Raw genomic sequence first — 19,276 nt, 5'->3', positions numbered from 1 at the left:
GCCTCCCTTTTCCAAAAGGGAGGGTGTTGTAAGTTTTCGGCCGGTTAGCACCAGTTCCCTACACCCATTACTGAGCTTCCAGGTCTGACCTATTGAACCCGTGTTCTGCGGGGGGCCTTATCCCACCAAGTGGGTGAGAAACCTGATCTTGGAGAAGGTTTCCCGCTTAGATGCTTTCAGCGGTTATCCTGACCGAACGTGGCTATCCAGCGGTGCCCCTGGCGGGACAACTGGTGCACCAGAGGTTCGTCCGTCCCGGTCCTCTCGTACTAGGGACAGGTTTCCTCAAGTTTCTGACGCGCGCGGCGGATAGAGACCGAACTGTCTCACGACGTTCTAAACCCAGCTCGCGTGCCGCTTTAATGGGCGAACAGCCCAACCCTTGGGACCTGCTCCAGCCCCAGGATGCGACGAGCCGACATCGAGGTGCCAAACCATCCCGTCGATATGGACTCTTGGGGAAGATCAGCCTGTTATCCCCGGGGTACCTTTTATCCGTTGAGCGACACCCCTTCCACTCGGGGGTGCCGGATCACTAATCCCGACTTTCGTCCCTGCTTGACTTGTAAGTCTCGCAGTCAAGCTCCCTTGTGCATTTACACTCGCCACCTGATTGCCGTCCAGGTTGAGGGAACCTTTGGGCGCCTCCGTTACATTTTAGGAGGCAACCGCCCCAGTTAAACTACCCGCCAGGCACTGTCCCTAAACCCGATTCAGGGTTCGAGGTTAGATGCCCAATACGATCAGAGTGGTATTTCAACAACGACTCCGCCCCAACTGGCGTCGAGGTTTCACAGTCTCCCACCTATCCTACACAAACCGTACCGAACATCAATACCAAGTTGTAGTGAAGGTCCCGGGGTCTTTTCGTCCTGCCGCGCGTAACGAGCATCTTTACTCGTAGTGCAATTTCGCCGAGTCTATGGTTGAGACAGTTGAGAAGTCGTTACGCCATTCGTGCAGGTCGGAACTTACCCGACAAGGAATTTCGCTACCTTAGGATGGTTATAGTTACCACCGCCGTTTACTGGGGCTTAAATTCTCCGCTTCACCCTTGCGGGTTAACGGGTCCTCTTAACCTTCCAGCACCGGGCAGGCGTCAGTCCGTATACATCGTCTTGCGACTTCGCACGGACCTGTGTTTTTAGTAAACAGTCGCTCCTCACTGGTTTCTGCGACCGGATCCCGCTCCCACCGCAAGGGTGTTCACGATATTCCGGTCCCCCTTCTCCCGAAGTTACGGGGGCATTTTGCCGAGTTCCTTAACCATAGTTATCTCGTACGCCTTGGTATGCTCTACCTGACCACCTGTGTCGGTTTGGGGTACGGGCCGTGTGTGTGCTCGCTAGAGGCTTTTCTTGGCAGCAGAGGATCACCGAATTCGCCTCAACCGGCTATGCGTCACCTCTCAGGATTAGTGAGCGACGGATTTGCCTATCGCTCTCCCTACCGGCTTGCCCCAGTGTTACCACTGACTGGTACGGCTACCTTCCTGCGTCACCCCTTCGCTTGACTACTACCAGCGAAGTTCCCACGCAGCCCCAGAACTCCACACCCCCGAAGGGGAGTGATCGATCCGGTTTTGGGTGGTTAGTACCGCTGATTCGTCACGGGCGCCCACACACGGGTACGGGAATATCAACCCGTTGTCCATCGACTACGCCTGTCGGCCTCGCCTTAGGTCCCGACTCACCCTGGGCGGACTGGCCTGGCCCAGGAACCCTTGGTCTTTCGGCGGGCAAGGTTCTCACTTGCCTTGTCGCTACTCATGCCTGCATTCTCACTCCCCCACCCTCCACCACCGGTCACCCGGTGGCTTCGCTGAATGAGGGACGCTCCCCTACCCACACCCACCACAAGGTGGATGTGCCGCGGCTTCGGCGGTGTGCTTGAGCCCCGCTACATTATCGGCGCACAATCACTTGACCAGTGAGCTATTACGCACTCTTTCAAGGGTGGCTGCTTCTAAGCCAACCTCCTGGTTGTCTTTGCGACTGCACATCCTTTCCCACTTAGCACACGCTTGGGGGCCTTAGCCGGCGATCTGGGCTGTTTCCCTTTCGACGTACGGAGCTTATCCCCCGCCGTCTCACTGCCACGCTTTACACCACGGCATTCGGAGTTTGGCTGACGTCAGTAACCTAGTAGGGCCCATCGGCCATCCAGTAGCTCTACCTCCGCGGTGAACCACGCAACGCTGCACCTAAATGCATTTCGGGGAGAACCAGCTATCACGGAGTTTGATTGGCCTTTCACCCCTACCCACAGCTCATCCCCTCAGTCTTCAACCTAAGTGGGTTCGGGCCTCCACGCGGTCTTACCCGCGCTTCACCCTGGCCATGGGTAGATCACTCCGCTTCGGGTCCAGAACACGCCACTATTCACACGCGCGTATGCGCGTGTGGGTCGCCCTATTCAGACTCGCTTTCGCTGCGGCTACCCCACACGGGTTAACCTTGCGACATGTCCCTGACTCGCAGGCTCATTCTTCAAAAGGCACGCCATCACCACCCTCCTCCGGAGAGGAAAAGGAGGCTCTGACGGATTGTAGGCACACGGTTTCAGGTACTCTTTCACTCCCCTCCCGGGGTACTTTTCACCATTCCCTCACGGTACTAATCCGCTATCGGTCATCGAGGAGTATTTAGGCTTACCGGGTGGTCCCGGCGGATTCACAGCGGATTCCACGGGCCCGCTGCTACTCGGGAATTGATACTAGGCAGGTGCCGGGTTTTCGCGTACCGGGCTCTCACCGTCTACGGCAGACCATCCCAGGCCACTTCCGCTAACCACGACACTTTCTGACTGCCTCTCAGCCGGGTAGCGCTGAGACATATCCTCCCACAACCCCGCACACACAACCCCTACCCGGTTACCCATGCGTGCGGTTTAGCCTGTTCCGCGTTCGCTCGCCACTACTTGCGGAATCACAATTGTTTTCTCCTCCTACGGGTACTGAGATGTTTCACTTCCCCGCGTTCCCTCCCGCACCCTATATATTCAGATGCGGGTAGCACGACATCACTCGTGCTGGGTTTCCCCATTCGGAAATCCTCGGATCCACGCTCGGTTGACAGCTCCCCGAGGCATATCGCAGCCTCCCACGTCCTTCATCGGCTCTCGATGCCAAGGCATCCACCATGCGCCCTTAGACACTTACAAACACAACAAAAACCAAAGAATATTGCACAAAGAACACGCCACCGCTAGCCGGCAGCGTATCCATTGATGCTCGCAACCACTATCCAGTTCTCAAACACCACACCCCACCACCAAGGCGGTGGGACAACACCTGGAACAAGTCCGAGTGTTGCCTCAGGACCCAACAGTGTGTTGGTGGCCAACTTTGTTGTCATGCACCCGGCTCTCGCCCACTACAGACAAGAACCCCTCACGGCCTACGCCCCACCAGTTGGGGCGTTTTCGTGGTGCTCCTTAGAAAGGAGGTGATCCAGCCGCACCTTCCGGTACGGCTACCTTGTTACGACTTCGTCCCAATCGCCGATCCCACCTTCGACAGCTCCCTCCCGAGGGTTAGGCCACTGGCTTCGGGTGTTACCGACTTTCATGACGTGACGGGCGGTGTGTACAAGGCCCGGGAACGTATTCACCGCAGCGTTGCTGATCTGCGATTACTAGCGACTCCGACTTCACGGGGTCGAGTTGCAGACCCCGATCCGAACTGAGACCGGCTTTTAAGGATTCGCTTAACCTCGCGGCATCGCAGCCCTTTGTACCGGCCATTGTAGCATGTGTGAAGCCCTGGACATAAGGGGCATGATGACTTGACGTCATCCCCACCTTCCTCCGAGTTGACCCCGGCAGTCTCTCACGAGTCCCCACCATTACGTGCTGGCAACATGAGACAAGGGTTGCGCTCGTTGCGGGACTTAACCCAACATCTCACGACACGAGCTGACGACAGCCATGCACCACCTGCACACAGGCCACAAGGGAACGCCTATCTCTAGACGCGTCCTGTGCATGTCAAACCCAGGTAAGGTTCTTCGCGTTGCATCGAATTAATCCACATGCTCCGCCGCTTGTGCGGGCCCCCGTCAATTCCTTTGAGTTTTAGCCTTGCGGCCGTACTCCCCAGGCGGGGTACTTAATGCGTTAGCTACGGCACGGATCCCAAGGAAGGAAACCCACACCTAGTACCCACCGTTTACGGCGTGGACTACCAGGGTATCTAATCCTGTTCGCTCCCCACGCTTTCGCTCCTCAGCGTCAGTTACTGCCCAGAGACCCGCCTTCGCCACCGGTGTTCCTCCTGATATCTGCGCATTCCACCGCTACACCAGGAATTCCAGTCTCCCCTGCAGTACTCTAGTCTGCCCGTATCGCCCGCACGCTCACAGTTAAGCCGTGAGATTTCACGAACAACGCGACAAACCACCTACGAGCTCTTTACGCCCAGTAATTCCGGACAACGCTCGCACCCTACGTATTACCGCGGCTGCTGGCACGTAGTTGGCCGGTGCTTCTTCTCCACCTACCGTCAATCCGAGAGAACCCGGACCTTCGTCGATGGTGAAAGAGGTTTACAACCCGAAGGCCGTCATCCCCCACGCGGCGTCGCTGCATCAGGCTTGCGCCCATTGTGCAATATTCCCCACTGCTGCCTCCCGTAGGAGTCTGGGCCGTATCTCAGTCCCAGTGTGGCCGGACACCCTCTCAGGCCGGCTACCCGTCGTCGCCTTGGTAGGCCGTCACCCCACCAACAAGCTGATAGGCCGCGGGCTCATCCCACACCGCTAAAGCGCTTTCCACCACAAGACATGCATCCCGTGGTCCTATCCGGTATTAGACCCAGTTTCCCAGGCTTATCCCGAAGTGCAGGGCAGATCACCCACGTGTTACTCACCCGTTCGCCACTCGAGTATCTCCGAAGAGACCTTTCCGTTCGACTTGCATGTGTTAAGCACGCCGCCAGCGTTCGTCCTGAGCCAGGATCAAACTCTCCAAACAAAACCCAAACACTCCCTTTGGAAAAGGGAGCCAAAGGTATTTAGAAATATCCTGACAAAACAAACGGCCACGCCCCCGACAACGGGGCATCAAGAGCATGGCCAAAAATAACAACAAAAATGTGAAACCACCAAACACACTATTGAGTTCTCAAACAACACGCTTGCTTGTTTCCGCCCGCTTCGGGGCGACCCTGCCAGTCTAATACAAATCCGGCAATGGAGTCAAGACCAGGTTCGGTCATCCATAGATATCCATAGGTGACCGTCGCCTAACAGCATACCCGTTCGATCTCGGCACCGAGACTCACCAGGTTCTCCACGAACAACGGATATCCGCGATCGATGTGGAATACATCGTGGACCTCGGTGTCGCCGTCGGCAACGAGCCCCGCCAGCACCAAGCCGGCCCCGGCACGGATGTCCGAACACCACACCGGAGCGCTCGACAGCTGCGGGAGGCCCCGCACCACGGCGTGGTGCCCGTCGGTCCGAGCGTCTGCACCGAGCCGGATCATCTCTTCAACGAAGCGGAACCGCGCCTCGAACACGTTCTCCGTGATCATCGATGTGCCGTCGGCGATCGACGCCAAAGCGATAGCCATCGGCTGCAGATCCGTGGGAAACCCGGGGAACGGCAAGGTCGCAACGTTGACAGCCTTCGGACGCTCGTACTGGGTCACCCGGAAGCTGGCGTCAGTCTGGGTGACGGTTGCGCCCGCGTCGTGCAATTTGTGCAGCACCAGCTGCAGATGCGCCGGGTCTACGCCCGCCACTGATATATCACCACGGGTCATTGCGGCAGCGATGCCCCATGTGGCGGCAACGATACGGTCTCCGATCACCCGGTGCTCGGTTGGATGCAGCCGCGGGACACCGGTGATGGTCATTGTCGGCGAACCCGCACCTTCGACCTGTGCGCCCATCTGGTTCAACATCGTGCACAAGTCGACGACGTCGGGTTCTCGAGCCGCATTGTGAATAGTGGTGACTCCCTCGGCCACCACGGCGGCCATCAAGATGTTCTCGGTGGCTCCCACCGAGGGGAACTCCAACTGAATCTCCGCACCGCGCAACGTTTCCGCTCGGGCTACCACGCAGCCGTGCTCGATGTTGCAGTGGGCACCCAATTGCCGTAGGCCCGCCTGGTGCATATCCAACGGACGCGACCCGATCGCGTCACCGCCCGGCAGCGCGACCCTGGCCCGTTTGCACCGCCCGACCAGCGGTCCCAGCACACAGACCGAGGCGCGGAATTGCCGCACCGCAGCGAAGTCGGCATCGTACTTCGGCTCGTCAGGTGCGGTGATCCGGGCCACGTCACCGTCGAGTTCGACGGTGGCGCCCAGACCACGCAGTACCTCCGCCATCAGCGGCACATCGAGGATGTCGGGACAGTTGGTGATCGTGCTGGTGCCCTCGGCCAACAACGTCGCAGCCATGAGCTTGAGCACGCTGTTCTTGGCGCCGCCGACGGCCACTTCGCCTGATAACCGGTTGCCCCCAGTCACGACGAAACGCTCGGCCACCCGGTCAGTGTAGTAAAGGGGTTTTGCCTTGTCAGTGAGCCAAGCCAGTCAGCGAGTACCGTTTGCTCATGGCAGTCCACCTGACCCGCATCTATACCCGAACCGGCGATGACGGAACGACGGGATTGAGCGATATGTCCCGTGTCGCCAAAACCGACGCCCGACTGGTGGCATACGCGGATTGCGACGAGGCCAACGCCGCGATCGGGGCCGCCCTGGCGCTGGGCCACCCGGACACTCAAATCACGGATGTGCTGCGGCAGATCCAGAACGACTTGTTCGATGCCGGTGCGGATCTGTCGACTCCGATAGTGGAAAACCCGAAGCACCCTCCGCTGCGAATCGCACAGTCCTATATCGATCGGCTCGAAGGGTGGTGCGACGCATACAACGCGGGCCTGCCTGCACTAAAATCCTTTGTACTACCTGGTGGTTCACCGCTGTCGGCGCTGTTGCACGTCGCTCGCACCGTCGTTCGCCGGGCCGAGCGATCCGCGTGGGCCGCGGTCGACGCTCACCCGGAAGGCGTCAGCGTACTGCCGGCGAAATACCTGAACCGGCTGTCGGATCTGCTGTTCATCCTGTCGCGGGTAGCCAATCCCGACGGTGACGTGCTGTGGCGGCCCGGTGGTGATAGGACGGCGAGCTAGCGGCACCTTCCGCGTGCGAGCAGACGCGAAAGCCCCCAATACCCACGGTTTTTGGGCTCTTCTGACACTTCCGTGGGTGAGTTTGTGTCCTGAGTAGGCGCACGTCGTTGTGGCTTAAGGTTTCTGGCTTGTCAAGGATCAGAAACACAAGGAGCCGACAACGACGTGCGCAATGTGAGGCTATTTCGTGCGCTGCTGGGTGTCGACAAGCGCACCGTGATTGAGGACATCGAATTCGAGGAGGATGACGCCGGAGACGGTGCGCGGGTGATCGCCCGGGTGCGGCCACGAAGTGCAGTGTTGCGCCGCTGTGGTCGCTGCGGTCGCAAGGCGTCCTGGTATGACCGCGGTGCGGGCCTGCGCCAATGGCGCAGTCTGGATTGGGGCACCGTCGAGGTGTTCTTGGAGGCCGAGGCGCCGCGGGTGAACTGCCCCACCCATGGGCCGACGGTGGTGGCGGTGCCGTGGGCGCGTCATCATGCCGGGCACACGTATGCTTTCGATGACACGGTGGCCTGGCTGGCGGTGGCGTGTTCGAAGACCGCGGTGTGCGAGTTGATGCGGATCGCCTGGCGCACCGTCGGGGCGATCGTGGCCCGGGTCTGGGCCGACACCGAAAAGCGCATTGACCGGTTCGCGAACTTGCGCCGCATCGGTATCGATGAGATCTCCTACAAGCGCCACCACCGGTACCTGACGGTGGTCGTCGATCACGACAGCGGCCGGTTGGTGTGGGCCGCCCCGGGCCACGACAAGGCCACCCTGGGCTTGTTCTTCGATGCCCTGGGCGCTGAGCGGGCCGCCCAGATTACTCACGTTTCGGCCGATGCCGCGGACTGGATCGCTGACGTGGTCACCGAGCGCTGCCCGGATGCGATTCAATGCGCCGATCCGTTTCATGTGGTGGCCTGGGCCACCGAGGCGCTCGACGTCGAGCGGCGCCGAGCCTGGAACGACGCACGGGCGATCGCGCGCACCGAACCCAAGTGGGGCCGGGGCCGGCCCGGTAAGAACGCCGCACCACGTCCGGGCCGCGAGCGGGCACGGCGGCTCAAGGGCGCCCGCTACGCGCTGTGGAAGAACCCCGAGGACCTCACCGAACGCCAAAGCGCCAAACTGGCCTGGATCGCCAAGACCGATCCCCGTCTGTATCGCGCCTACCTGCTCAAAGAGAGCCTGCGGCATGTGTTTTCGGTCAAGGGCGAGGAAGGTAAACAGGCCCTGGACCGGTGGATCTCCTGGGCCCAGCGCTGTCGCATCCCGGTATTCGTCGAGCTTGCCGCCCGCATCAAACGCCACCGGGTGGCCATCGACGCCGCCCTCGACCACGGCCTATCCCAAGGCCTGATCGAATCCACCAACACCAAGATCCGCCTACTGACCCGGATCGCGTTCGGATTCCGCTCACCACAAGCCCTCATCGCCCTAGCCATGCTCACCCTCGCCGGCCACCGCCCCACCCTGCCAGGCCGACACAACCACCCACAGATCAGTCAGTAGAGCCCGAAATGGGGGCTTTTGCGTCTGCTGACCAGTGCGTCACATACTACGGCGGCGCGCGCGCGGCGACGGCCGGGACTCCAACCACGACAGAAATGCGGTCAACGCGCCCCTGTCGAGCGCGATCTCGTAACCTACCCTTCGGTCCTGGGTGCTGTCGCACAGTTCCACAACGACAATCTCGTCGGTCATGATGTCGAATTCGTCGCCACGGGGCGCGCGCCGGGAAATGATCTCCACACCCCGTCTACTGAGCCGGCGATCCGGCCACAAGCGCAGACTAGAAAGCCGGTAGAACGCGGCTTCGCCGCCGCGATAGCGGATTACGCCGTGGCGCCAGCCGTGACCTCCAACCGCAGGGATGTCCCGCATGATCCCAGCCGTTCCCCCCTGGCGCAGCTTCCACAGACGATAACTCAGTGCGAGAACGGCCAACCCCAGGACAACGACGAGCACGACCATGCCGATCATGGGCGCGCTCATCGGCGGGTTAGTCGATCGCGCCGACGGCGCGCAATCTGGCGCGGCCCCTGGCAGCGATGCGGGGATCGTCGGATTCGGAATCCTGCTTGGCGGCGGCCTCGTCGATCTCCGACTCGAACTCGGCAGATTCGGCGAGAATGCTGACGCCCTCCTCGGTCACCGACAGGAACCCGCCGTCGACCGCGATCCTCAGGTCCTTTTCTCCCTCCCGCTCGACCCGCACCATGGCGTCATCGACCAATTGGGCCACCAACGGAATGTGGCGGGGCAGGATGCCGATCTCACCGACGGTGGTGCGGGTGAACAGAAACTTCGCCGTACCCGACCAGATGTTCCGGTCGACGGCGACGATCTCAACGTTCAATTCGGCCATGCCACAACTCCCGTCACAGCTTGGCGCCGAGACTCTCGGCTTTCTTGGCCAGGTCATCAAGGCCACCGATCAAGAAGAAGGCCTGTTCGGGTACGTGATCGAAATCGCCCTTGCACAAGCGGTCGAACGCTTCAATGGTCTCCTTCACCGGGACGGTCGAACCCGGCTGGCCGGTGAACTGTTCGGCTGCCATCATGTTCTGCGATAGGAACCGCTCGATACGCCGGGCGCGGTTCACCAGCTGCTTGTCCTCCTCCGACAACTCGTCGATACCGAGGATCGCGATAATGTCCTGAAGGTCCTTGTAACGCTGCAGGATCCGGATGACTTCCTGGGCCACGCGGTAGTGCTCATCCCCGACAACGCTGGGGTCCAGGATGGTCGAGCTGGACGCCAGCGGGTCCACGGCGGGGAAGATGCCCTTGGAGAACACCGCACGGGATAGCTCGGTCGTGGCGTCCAGGTGGGCGAACGTGGTCGCCGGCGCTGGGTCGGTGTAGTCGTCGGCGGGCACGTAGACGGCTTGCATCGACGTGATCGAGCGTCCCCGCGTCGAGGTGATGCGCTCCTGCAGCTCGCCCATCTCGTCGGCCAGCGTGGGCTGGTATCCCACGGCCGACGGCATCCGGCCGAGAAGCGTCGACACTTCCGACCCAGCCTGGGTGAACCGGAAGATGTTGTCGATGAACAGCAATACGTCTTGACCCTGCTCGTCACGGAACCACTCCGCCATCGTCAGCGCAGACAGCGCAACACGCATACGGGTGCCCGGCGGCTCGTCCATCTGTCCGAATACCAGCGCGGTGTCCTTGAGCACGTTGGCTTCGGCAAGCTCGACCCACAGATCGTTGCCCTCGCGGGTGCGCTCGCCCACTCCGGCGAACACCGACGTACCACCGAAGTTACGGGCGATGCGGTTGATCATCTCCTGAATCAGCACCGTCTTGCCCACCCCGGCACCGCCGAACAGTGCGATCTTGCCGCCACGAACATACGGAGTCAGCAGGTCGACCACCTTCAGACCGGTCTCGAGCATCTCGGTCCGAGGCTCCAGCTCCTCGAACGCCGGCGGCTTGCGGTGAATCGACCAGTGTTCGAATTTTTCGCCATATCCCGGCTCGTCCAGGCAATCTCCCAGCGCATTGAAGACGTGGCCCTTCACACCCTCACCGACCGGCACCGAGATCGACCTCCCGGTGTCGATCACCTCGACGCCGCGCACCAAGCCGTCGGTCGGCTGCAGCGAGATGGTGCGCACCAGGTTGTCGCCGAGGTGCTGCGCCACCTCCAAGGTGAGGGTTTTCGCCAGCGACTCGAAGGTGATCTCAGCGTGCAGTGCATTGAACAGCTCGGGGATGGAACCGCGAGGAAACTCGACGTCGACGACGGGCCCAGTGACCCGTACCACGCGGCCGCTGGTGTCGGAGCTTCCCGGCTTTCCCGGCCGGTCGGTCTTTTCGGCAGTGGTAGTCATATCTTCTTCGCTTCCTCGTGGGGCTAACCTAGCTTGGGCCTAGCGGGCTTCGGCGAGCGCATTTGCGCCACCGACGATTTCACTAATCTCCTGGGTGATCTGGGCCTGCCGCTCGCGGTTTGCCATCAGCGTCAGGGCCTTGATGAGGTCATCGGCGTTGTCGGTGGCCGACTTCATCGCACGTTGCCGCGAGGCAAGCTCCGACGCCGCGGACTCCAGCAGCGCCGCGTACACCCGGGTAGTCAGGTAGCGCGGCAACAATGACTCGAACAGCATCGTCGCGTCGGGCTCGAACGAGTACAGCGTGCGCGGTCCGATGTCTTCCTCGACGTACTCCACCACCATGGGGGCGATCCGGTGAGCCTCCGCCGATTGCGACAGCATCGACTTGAACTCGGTGTAAACGATGTGCAGTTCGTCGACGCCCTCGCCGCTGTCGGACCGTTGATCCTCGCCGTTGTCGGTGCCGAGCAGGAACGCATCCACTAAGGTCGAAGCGATCTCGGCGGCGTTCTCGTACGTGGGTTGCTCGGAGAAACCCATCCACGACTCGGTGATGTTCCAGTTCCGAAAACTGTAGTAGTTCTGCGCCTTACGGCCCACCACATACAGCACCGGCTGCTTTCCGGCCTCCCTCAGCAGGGAGAACAGCTCCTCGGAGCGACGGAAAATATTGGCGTTGTATGCGCCGCACAAACCACGATCGGACGACACCACCAGCACGCCGGCTCGTTTCGGCTCCGGGCGCTCGACGAGCAACGGATGGTCCAGTGCGGCTTCAGCGGCCAGGGTGGTAAGCATCCGGGTGATCTCAAAAGCGTAGGGCCGAGCGGACTCGAGCCGAGCCTGCGCCCTGGCGATGCGCGATGTCGCAATCAGCTCCTGGGCCTTGGTGATCTTTTTGATCGACCCTGCCGAGCGGATCCGCCCGCGTAGTTCGCGAAGTGTGGCAGCCATGGTTAGCTATTTCTTCTTCTTCGGCGCCGGCTTTTTGACCTTCACGGCTTCCTTGGCGAGCTTATCCTCGTCGAGGGCCTCGACATGTTCGTCGGGCACCACAGAGCCGCCACCGGTGGCCGCGAAGCCCTTCTTGAAGTTCTTGATGACCTCGGTGAGCTTGTCGGCGGCCTCCTCGGTGAGCTTTTGGCTGTCCCGGATCTCAGTCAAAATCTCTTCTTCGGAGGCCCGCATGTGGTCCAGTAATTCGGTTTCGAACCGCCGGACGTCCTCGACGGGCACCGAGTCCAGGTGACCGCCGGTGCCCAGGAAGATCGAAACCACTTGCTCCTCAACGGGCATGGGCTGGGATTGCGGCTGCTTGAGCAGCTCGACCAGCCGGGCGCCGCGCTCCAACTGCGCCTTCGATGCGGCGTCCAAATCAGAAGCGAAAGCGGCGAAAGCTTCTAGCTCGCGGTATTGCGAAAGGTCCAAGCGGAGGCTTCCGGCGACCTCTTTCATAGCCTTGATCTGCGCCGCGCCGCCGACTCGGGACACCGACACACCGACGTTGATGGCCGGCCGGACGCCCTGGTTGAACAGGTCGGTTTCCAGGAAACATTGCCCGTCGGTGATCGAGATGACGTTGGTCGGGATGTAGGCCGAGATGTCGTTGGCCTTGGTCTCGATGATCGGCAGACCCGTTAGCGAGCCGCCACCGAGATCGTCGGACAGTTTGGCGCAGCGCTCCAAAAGCCGCGAATGCAGATAGAACACATCGCCGGGGTAGGCCTCACGGCCGGGCGGACGGCGCAGCAGCAGCGAGATCGCCCGGTATGCCTCGGCCTGCTTAGTCAGGTCGTCGAAGATGATCAGCACATGCTTGCCCTCGTACATCCAGTGCTGGGCGATCGCCGAACCGGTGTACGGCGCAAGCCATTTGAAACCGGCGGACTCCGACGCCGCGGCCGCGACGATGGTGGTGTAGTCCATCGCACCGCCCTCTTCCAGTGTGCGGCGTACCGCGGCGATGGTAGTTCCCTTCTGCCCGATGGCCACGTATACACAGCGCACCTGCTTCTTGGGATCACCGGACTCCCAGTTCTGCCGCTGGTTGAGGATGGTGTCGACGCAGACGGCGGTTTTGCCGGTCTTGCGGTCGCCGATGATCAGCTGGCGCTGGCCGCGGCCGATCGGGGTCATCGCGTCAATCGCCTTGATCCCGGTCTGCAACGGCTCCTTCACGCCTTGCCGGTGCACCACCGAGGGCGCCTGGAGCTCCAGCGCGCGCCGAGTATCGGAGTCGACGTCTCCGCGCCCGTCGATCGGCTGGCCGAGCGGGTTAACCACCCGCCCCAAAAACCCGTCGCCAACCGGAACCGATAAGACTTCGCCGGTGCGCTTGACCTGCTGACCTTCTTCGATGTTCTCGAAGTCACCGAGGATCACCGCGCCGACGCTGTGCTCGTCGAGGTTGAGGGCGACGCCGAGGATTCCGCCCGGGAATTCGAGCAGCTCTTGGGTCATCACCGATGGCAAACCCTCGACGTGTGCGATGCCGTCCCCGGCATCGACGACGGTACCGACTTCCTCTCTACTGGTGTCGGCGGTGAAAGAGCTTACGTACTCTTCGATTGCGCTCTGGATGTCATCAGCGGGGATTGTCAACTCAGCCATAGCTTTTCGTCTTCCTACTTCGGTTTGTGCTGACTAGTTCGGGTTCAGTCGGGCAGTCGTGCCTCGGCCGCAGCTAGACGAGACGAGAGCGTACCGTCGATCACTTCGTCACCGACCGCGATGGACAATCCGCCCAGCAGCGCGGCGTCGATATGCAGCTGCACGGTCACGGGGTGACCGTAGATACGGCTCAGCACTTCGGTGAGGCGAGTGCGCTGAGCATCGCTGAGCTCGGCCGCCGCGCCGACCTGCGCGACGATTTCGCCGCGGCGAGCCACCGCAACTTCGGCCAGGAACAGCACCGCTTCCTCAACTGCCTGACCCCGCAGCAGCTCGACGGTGTGAGACAACAGCGCGACCACGACCGGGTTGACGGTACTGTCGGCACGCTCAAGCACCTTGCGCAGCAACCGGACTCGGCCTTCGGCCGGAACGGCACAGTCACCCAACAGGATGGCAAGCCGGGGCTGCACGTCGAGAATGCGGGAAAACCGGAATAACTGGTCTTCCACCTCGTCGACCTGACCCGCACGTTCGGCGAGTTCTAACAGCGCCTGCCGCGACACGTGTTCGATCGCATCGATCAAATCGGAATTGGCCGACCAGCGCTTCGATACGGCTGTGCGCAACACCTCGAGCGTTGGCGCGCCGACCTTGCCGGACACCAGCCGTTCGATCAGCCGGATCCTGGGCGTCGCATCTTCGGCTGGCACGGTGAGATAGCGGGTGACGACGGCCTCGCGGTCCAGCAGTCTTGCTACCGACACCAGCTCGCCGGCGAGGGTGGTCAGACCTTGATGGTCGAGGTCCTGGGCCATGGTGCCGAACCAATCCACCAGGCTGGTTAATGCCCTCCGGCTGGCTGAGCGCATCTTGGCCAGCAGTGGGTAATCGACATCGGCCGTAGCCGGCGCCATCGCATCGAGCTGATCCAGGAAGCGGTCGACGGTGGCCGATTGTTGTGCCTGATCGGCCACGTGATTGCGTACCAATTCCCTTGCCTGGCGCACCGATTCGTGACCGAGCTCGAGGCGAAGCTGACGGGTCAGCTGTGCCCGGATGAGGTCGACCTGACGGGCACCCTGCATTTTGATGCGCTCCGCCTCGACGTCGGCCTGGGCCTCTAGTTGTTCTGCGATGCGTTCGGCATCTGTCCTGGCCTCTTCCACAACACGGTGCGCTTCCGACTTGGCGTCTTCCAGCGCCTTCGTGTGAGCTTGACTCGCCTCCGCCAGCCGGTCGGCGGCCGCCGCCGCATCCGCCAGCTGTTGGCGCACCGTGTCCTGCCGTGCGGACATCAAACGCCCTACGAGCGGCACGATAAATCGCCACACCAGATAAACGATGACCGCGAACCCGAACAGCTGTCCGATAAACGTCGACATTCGTGGTTACCTCGTCGCGGCTGAAGCGGTGAGGTCAACACCGAGAATTCGACTGGCCAGAGTCGCCGACATGGTGCCCACGTGGGCACGCAGATCGAGTTCCACGGCGTCCCTCTCCCGCTTCAATTGCTCATGGGCGGTCTGCAACGTCGATGCCACCTGTTGTTCGGCCCGGACGCGTGCGTCCTCGATGACTTTACGGCCATCTGCCCGGGCATTGTCGCGCAAGGACGACGCCTGGACTCGGGCTTCCGTCATGGCTTCGTCGTAATCGGCCTGTGCGGCGGCGAACTGCTCGTCCGACTTCTTGTTGTCGGCCAGCGTTTTGGCGACCATAGCGTCACGTTCCCGCAAGACCTTCAAGATCGGCGGCACCACGAAAGTGCCAATGACAGCGAGCACCACCAGGAAGATGGCCAGCACAACGAAAAACGTGCCGTTGGGAATGAGGAAGTTGCTGGACTCGCCGCCTTCCTCTGCCGCCTGACTGGCGGCCAGGACAATCGCGCTCACTTCACCCATTGCTACCTATTGCAACCATTTGCCGTCGAATTACTTGACGGGTGTAGCGAAGACGAACAGCGCCATAAACGCCAGGTTGATGAAGTATGCCGCCTCAACCAAACCGACGGTGATGAAGAACGGTGTGAACAGCCGCCCTTGCGCCTCGGGTTGCCGGGCGACACCGGAGATAAGCGCGTTACCGGCGACACCGTCACCGATACCGGCGCCGATGGCGCCACCGGCCATGATCAGTCCACCGCCGATGAGGGCGCCGGCAGCGATAGTGGGGTCCATTTCCTTATCCTCCTTGATGGCTCTGGTAGCCGTTACCAGCATCCGGTACTAGTGGTGTTCCTCTTCGAGCTCCATCGCTTGGCTGAAGTACAAAATTGTCAGCAGCGCAAAAATGAAGGCCTGGATTGCGCCGACGAACAGGTCAAATGCTTTCCAGATCGCATTGGGCGCCCACATGATGTAGGGGGGAAAGAGCGCGATCAGTGCGACCAGAATGCCGCCGGCGAAAATGTTGCCGAAAAGTCGGAGCGACAACGAGATTGGCTTGGCGACTTCTTCGACAAGGTTGATCGGCGCGAGGAGCGTCACGTGCCCTTTCAGCAACTTGATCGGGTGTCCGACAATACCGCGCCGCCAAATACCGGCCGTGTGGTAGCAGACGAACACGAAAAGCGCCAGCGCCAGCACGTAATTGATGTCCGCTGCTGCCGATTTGAGCAACTCGGTGGTGTGCCCGTGTTTATCGGTGTACTGCACCGGGAGGACTGCCAGCCAGTTGGAGATCAGGATGAACACGAAGATGGTCACCGCCAGCGGCAGCACGAAGGGTGCGATCCGCATCCCGATGGCGCTTTCGACCTGATTGCGCATCTGAATGGTGATCGCCTCAAAAAACAACTGCACCCCGCCTGGCACATCCGTCGAAGTCACTTTGGCGCGCAGGTAAAAGGCCAACGCGATCACGATCAACCCGGCGATCGCCGTCGACAACACGGTGTCGGTGTTGACCGTCATACCGAGCCAGGTGGCCGTGTGGTGCTCGCCGACCTCGATTTGGGCGGCCAGGATGGTCTCAGTCATCGCTGGCGCTCCTTCCTTCCGATCCCCCGGTCTGGCCATTGGAAGAATAAGTTGCGACCGGTTCCTCGGTCGCAGTGCGCAGCTTCTTCAGGACCGGCAGGGCCGTCGTTGCCACCAGCAGCACCTGGAAGAATGCCAGCCCGAACACGACGCCCAATCCAGCGGGCCGGAAAATGTAGGCGATGATCAGCCCGAGGATGGTGATAATCGCCAGTCGCGATGCCGAGTTGAGGGCCATCGACCGTTTTAACGGGTGCTCTTTGGCGGTGATCGACTCGGCCGAACGCCGCACCAGCAGGGCATTGAGCAAACCCAGCAGCAACCCGAGACCCAAGAACATCCCGACCGTCAGGTGACCGAACACGCCGGCGACCAACATCGCCACTGCGGCCAGTCCAACGTTGATGAAAAAAAGGCGAACCGGACGGAAAGCAACAGAGGGAAACACCAACGGCGCGTCCTGCGCTGGTGTCGTCACTGCGGCACCTCAATTCCGGGCTGATGGAGCGGAAACCACCCGATCGACTGATCGGTGGCCCGCCGAGCGTATCGCAGTCGTCGCACCGGAATCACCCAAGGGGTAGCTCCCTATGTCGGTCGTGAATCGGCGCGACCGGATACGCATCCGATGGGCCGGGGGCCGGCAACCCGCGAGGTCTCCTTCGGGGTTCTAGCCGCACCGTACCACAAGGTAGACACCACTACTACTCCTTGTCGTAGTTCTCGGCTCCGGGCTAGTCCAGGTCCGGGTCGTAGTAGTCGTCGCCGCGGCGCAACAGGGGGATCAGTGTCGCGACGCCGGCGACCACGATCGCGCCCAGCATCACCGCCGCGGTGTCGCGCGGGTTAAAGAAGATCGAGCTCGCGGCGCCGAAGGCAACGATGCCCACCCACAGGTAGATGATCAGGACCACGCGCCGATGGGAATGACCGATCTGCAGCAGCCGGTGATGCAGGTGCATTTTGTCCGGGCTAAACGCGCTGCGGCCGGCGCGGGTGCGACGGACGATCGCTAGCAGCAGGTCGAGCATTGGCACAAACATGACCGCCACCACCAGCAGGAACGGCGACAGCAAAGCAAATACATCACGAGCGCCGTAGGCGTTCTGCGAGATCGGCCCGGCCGCGGTGGTGGAAGCGGCGGCCAGCATCAGGCCGATCAGCATCGACCCGGAATCGCCCATGAAGATCTTGGCCCGGTGGAAGTTGTGTGGCAGAAAGCCCAGGCAGGCCCCGGCCAGGACCACCGAAATCACCGCCGGCGGGTAGTACAAAACGTCACCACCGTGGTCACGAAGCAAACCCACCGAGAACATGCAGATTGCCAGCGCCGTTATCAGGCCCAGGCCGGCGGCCAGCCCGTCGAGACCGTCGACAAAGTTCATCGCGTTGACGATCGAAACGGTCAGCGCCAGGGTAAGCAGGATCGAGGAAGCCTGGTCCAAGACGATGGTGCCCACACCACCCACCGGGATGTACAGGACACTCCAGGCGACACCCATGGTGACCAGAACGCTCGCCGCCGTGATCTGGCCGGCGAACTTCGTCAGTGCATCCAGACCCCAACGATCATCGATCAGGCCGATGCCCATGATCACCGCACCGGCCACCAGCACCGCGGGCATGCCGGTGGAATAGACGAACCCCCGGGTGAGTGCCGGAAGCTGGGAGGCAAGAAAGACGGCGCCGACAATGCCCAGGAACATCGCCAACCCACCCATCCGAGGGGTAGGCGTGACGTGCACATCTCGCTCCCGCGGGTAGGCGACGGCTCCCAGGCGACTGGCCAGCATCCGCACCGGACCGGTCGCAAAATAGGTGATGATCGCCGCGGTCAGCCCGACCAGCGCAAGCTCACGCAGCGGGACACCGGCGCCGCGATAGGACAGGGCGAGCAAGCCACCGGCAACGCCGGCCACATCGCTGGACACCTCGAGACCGTACTGCACCAACCTGAGAGCTGAACACTCGCCGAACGTGCAACAGCTGCGAACAATTGGCCGAATCTTCGCAGTGCGTGCACGTTCGGCGGCTAGCCGAACAAGCTGGCCGCGTCCACACCAAGTACCTCGGCGATCCGCTCGGTGCTGACCGGCCCCGGCCGCAGGACGCGTGGGGTGGCTCCGGTCAGATCGACGATCGTGGAGCCGGCCTGCTGTTCGGATGGACCCGCGTCGAGATAGACCGCGACGTGGTCGCCGAGTTGAGAGCGTGCCTGTTCGGCGTCGACCGGGGGTGGGTGGCCCGAGATGTTGGCGCTGGATACCGCCATCGGACCCACCTCACGCAACAACTCGATGGCGACCGGGTGCAGCGGCATTCGCAGCATCACGGTGCCATGGGCATCGCCAAGATCCCATTGCAGCGACGGCGCTTGCACGACCACCAGGCTGAGCGCGCCGGGCCAGAATGCGCGAATCAGTTCGCGGGCACCGTCGGGCATAGAGTAGACCAGCCCCTCGATCGTGTGCCAAGAGCCGACCAGCACACCTACCGGCATATCGCGACCCCGCCCCTTTGCCGACAGCAACGCGGCCACCGCGGAGCTGTCGAAGGCGTCGGCGCCGATCCCATACACCGTGTCCGTAGGCATCACCACCAGTTGGCCCGCCTTGATTGCCCCTACCGCAGAGACGATTCCACGCGAACGCTGCTCGGGGTCGGCGCAGTCGAACGTCTCAGTCAATGGCGCCGCTTCTC

15 protein-coding genes, 2 rRNA genes, 1 other RNA gene and 4 other annotated features (1 of these 22 running past the window's edge) are annotated in these 19,276 nt (G+C 61.7%); of the genes, 2 read left to right on the top strand and 16 right to left on the bottom strand.

Annotation, left to right across the window (positions count from 1 at the left end):
* Positions 1 to 24: 24 nt before the first annotated feature.
* The 4 genes from rrl to murA all read right to left on the bottom strand — a co-directional run bounded on the left by rrl (position 25) and on the right by murA (position 6,499).
* Positions 25 to 3,162, bottom strand: a 23S ribosomal RNA gene (rrl, locus tag Rvnr02).
* Between the two features lie 275 nt (positions 3,163 to 3,437).
* Positions 3,438 to 4,974 (bottom strand): 16S ribosomal RNA (gene rrs, locus Rvnr01).
* The 16S and 23S rRNA genes sit together here, the layout of an rRNA operon.
* A 103-nt stretch (positions 4,975 to 5,077) precedes the next feature.
* A non-coding RNA gene (mcr3, locus tag RVnc0021) (Putative small regulatory RNA) lies at positions 5,078 to 5,201 on the bottom strand.
* 41 nt (positions 5,202 to 5,242) lie between these two features.
* Positions 5,243 to 6,499, bottom strand: a complete 1,257-nt coding sequence (murA, locus tag Rv1315; protein ID NP_215831.1) for a UDP-N-acetylglucosamine 1-carboxyvinyltransferase — start codon at positions 6,497 to 6,499, stop codon at positions 5,243 to 5,245.
* Between the two features lie 68 nt (positions 6,500 to 6,567).
* Here murA and Rv1314c point away from each other — a divergent pair, with 68 nt between their 5' ends.
* The gene (locus Rv1314c; RefSeq protein NP_215830.1) at positions 6,568 to 7,149 is read left to right on the top strand and encodes a cob(I)yrinic acid a,c-diamide adenosyltransferase; all 582 of its coding nucleotides are present in this window, start codon (positions 6,568 to 6,570) and stop codon (positions 7,147 to 7,149) included.
* A gap of 19 nt (positions 7,150 to 7,168) precedes the next feature.
* Positions 7,169 to 7,187: a repeat region (19 bp inverted repeat, GCAGACGCGAAAGCCCCCA, at the right end of IS1557. Single base difference at 3-end.), on the top strand.
* Positions 7,169 to 8,677 (top strand) — a mobile genetic element (IS1557-2, len: 1509 nt. Insertion sequence IS1557.). Its footprint overlaps the feature before it by 19 nt.
* Positions 7,315 to 8,649, top strand: a complete 1,335-nt coding sequence (locus Rv1313c; protein ID NP_215829.1) for an insertion sequence element IS1557 transposase — start codon at positions 7,315 to 7,317, stop codon at positions 8,647 to 8,649. (Overlaps the previous feature by 1,335 nt.)
* Positions 8,659 to 8,677: a repeat region (19 bp inverted repeat, GCAGACGCAAAAGCCCCCA, at the left end of IS1557), on the bottom strand.
* 11 nt (positions 8,678 to 8,688) lie before the next feature.
* On the opposite strand, the gene Rv1312 is transcribed toward Rv1313c, so the two are convergent.
* From Rv1312 to Rv1301, 12 genes are all read right to left on the bottom strand, one after another.
* Entirely contained in the window at positions 8,689 to 9,132 is a 444-nt protein-coding gene (locus Rv1312; RefSeq protein NP_215828.1) for a hypothetical protein, read from the bottom strand.
* A 7-nt stretch (positions 9,133 to 9,139) separates the two neighbouring features.
* Entirely contained in the window at positions 9,140 to 9,505 is a 366-nt protein-coding gene (gene atpC / locus Rv1311; RefSeq protein NP_215827.1) for an ATP synthase subunit epsilon, read from the bottom strand.
* Between the two features lie 13 nt (positions 9,506 to 9,518).
* Entirely contained in the window at positions 9,519 to 10,979 is a 1,461-nt protein-coding gene (gene atpD, locus Rv1310; RefSeq protein ID NP_215826.1) for an ATP synthase subunit beta, read from the bottom strand.
* Between the two features lie 39 nt (positions 10,980 to 11,018).
* On the bottom strand, positions 11,019 to 11,936 hold the full coding sequence (gene atpG, locus Rv1309; RefSeq protein NP_215825.1) for an ATP synthase subunit gamma: 918 nt from the start codon (positions 11,934 to 11,936) through the stop codon (positions 11,019 to 11,021).
* A 6-nt stretch (positions 11,937 to 11,942) separates the two neighbouring features.
* The gene (gene atpA, locus Rv1308; RefSeq protein ID NP_215824.1) at positions 11,943 to 13,592 is read right to left on the bottom strand and encodes an ATP synthase subunit alpha; all 1,650 of its coding nucleotides are present in this window, start codon (positions 13,590 to 13,592) and stop codon (positions 11,943 to 11,945) included.
* A 44-nt stretch (positions 13,593 to 13,636) separates the two neighbouring features.
* Complete coding sequence (gene atpH, locus Rv1307; RefSeq protein NP_215823.1) at positions 13,637 to 14,977, bottom strand: ATP synthase subunit b/delta; 1,341 nt, start codon at positions 14,975 to 14,977, stop codon at positions 13,637 to 13,639.
* Between the two features lie 6 nt (positions 14,978 to 14,983).
* Complete coding sequence (atpF, locus tag Rv1306; RefSeq protein NP_215822.1) at positions 14,984 to 15,499, bottom strand: ATP synthase subunit B; 516 nt, start codon at positions 15,497 to 15,499, stop codon at positions 14,984 to 14,986.
* 30 nt (positions 15,500 to 15,529) lie between these two features.
* On the bottom strand, positions 15,530 to 15,775 hold the full coding sequence (atpE, locus tag Rv1305; protein ID NP_215821.1) for an ATP synthase subunit C: 246 nt from the start codon (positions 15,773 to 15,775) through the stop codon (positions 15,530 to 15,532).
* 48 nt (positions 15,776 to 15,823) lie between these two features.
* Positions 15,824 to 16,576, bottom strand: coding sequence for an ATP synthase subunit A (gene atpB / locus Rv1304; RefSeq protein ID NP_215820.1), 753 nt, complete (start codon positions 16,574 to 16,576; stop codon positions 15,824 to 15,826).
* A complete protein-coding gene (locus tag Rv1303; protein NP_215819.1) occupies positions 16,569 to 17,054 on the bottom strand; it encodes a hypothetical protein in 486 nt (161 codons plus the stop codon). Before Rv1303 ends, atpB begins: the two co-directional genes overlap by 8 nt.
* 256 nt (positions 17,055 to 17,310) lie before the next feature.
* Positions 17,311 to 18,525, bottom strand: coding sequence for a decaprenyl-phosphate N-acetylglucosaminephosphotransferase (gene rfe / locus Rv1302; RefSeq protein NP_215818.1), 1,215 nt, complete (start codon positions 18,523 to 18,525; stop codon positions 17,311 to 17,313).
* An 83-nt stretch (positions 18,526 to 18,608) separates the two neighbouring features.
* Positions 18,609 to 19,262, bottom strand: coding sequence for a threonylcarbamoyl-AMP synthase (locus Rv1301; RefSeq protein ID NP_215817.1), 654 nt, complete (start codon positions 19,260 to 19,262; stop codon positions 18,609 to 18,611).
* Positions 19,263 to 19,276, bottom strand: a repeat region (53 bp Mycobacterial Interspersed Repetitive Unit,Class II); it runs 39 nt beyond the window's last position.

Origin of the sequence: Mycobacterium tuberculosis H37Rv (genome assembly GCF_000195955.2) — a bacterium.
Lineage (GTDB): Bacteria > Actinomycetota > Actinomycetes > Mycobacteriales > Mycobacteriaceae > Mycobacterium > Mycobacterium tuberculosis.
This window is presented reverse-complemented; position numbering and strand designations above follow the sequence as displayed.

Excerpts from the sequence above, each read along its gene's own strand:
- Rv1314c (NP_215830.1), top strand. The coding sequence starts at position 6,568 with ATGGCAGTCCACCTGACCCGCATCTATACCCGAACCGGCGATGACGGA.
- atpC (NP_215827.1), bottom strand. The coding sequence starts at position 9,505 with ATGGCCGAATTGAACGTTGAGATCGTCGCCGTCGACCGGAACATCTGG.
- Rv1312 (NP_215828.1), bottom strand. The coding sequence starts at position 9,132 with ATGAGCGCGCCCATGATCGGCATGGTCGTGCTCGTCGTTGTCCTGGGG.
- atpH (NP_215823.1), bottom strand. The coding sequence starts at position 14,977 with ATGTCGACGTTTATCGGACAGCTGTTCGGGTTCGCGGTCATCGTTTAT.
- atpE (NP_215821.1), bottom strand. The coding sequence starts at position 15,775 with ATGGACCCCACTATCGCTGCCGGCGCCCTCATCGGCGGTGGACTGATC.
- atpF (NP_215822.1), bottom strand. The coding sequence starts at position 15,499 with ATGGGTGAAGTGAGCGCGATTGTCCTGGCCGCCAGTCAGGCGGCAGAG.
- atpA (NP_215824.1), bottom strand. The coding sequence starts at position 13,592 with ATGGCTGAGTTGACAATCCCCGCTGATGACATCCAGAGCGCAATCGAA.
- atpD (NP_215826.1), bottom strand. The coding sequence starts at position 10,979 with ATGACTACCACTGCCGAAAAGACCGACCGGCCGGGAAAGCCGGGAAGC.
- atpG (NP_215825.1), bottom strand. The coding sequence starts at position 11,936 with ATGGCTGCCACACTTCGCGAACTACGCGGGCGGATCCGCTCGGCAGGG.
- atpB (NP_215820.1), bottom strand. The coding sequence starts at position 16,576 with ATGACTGAGACCATCCTGGCCGCCCAAATCGAGGTCGGCGAGCACCAC.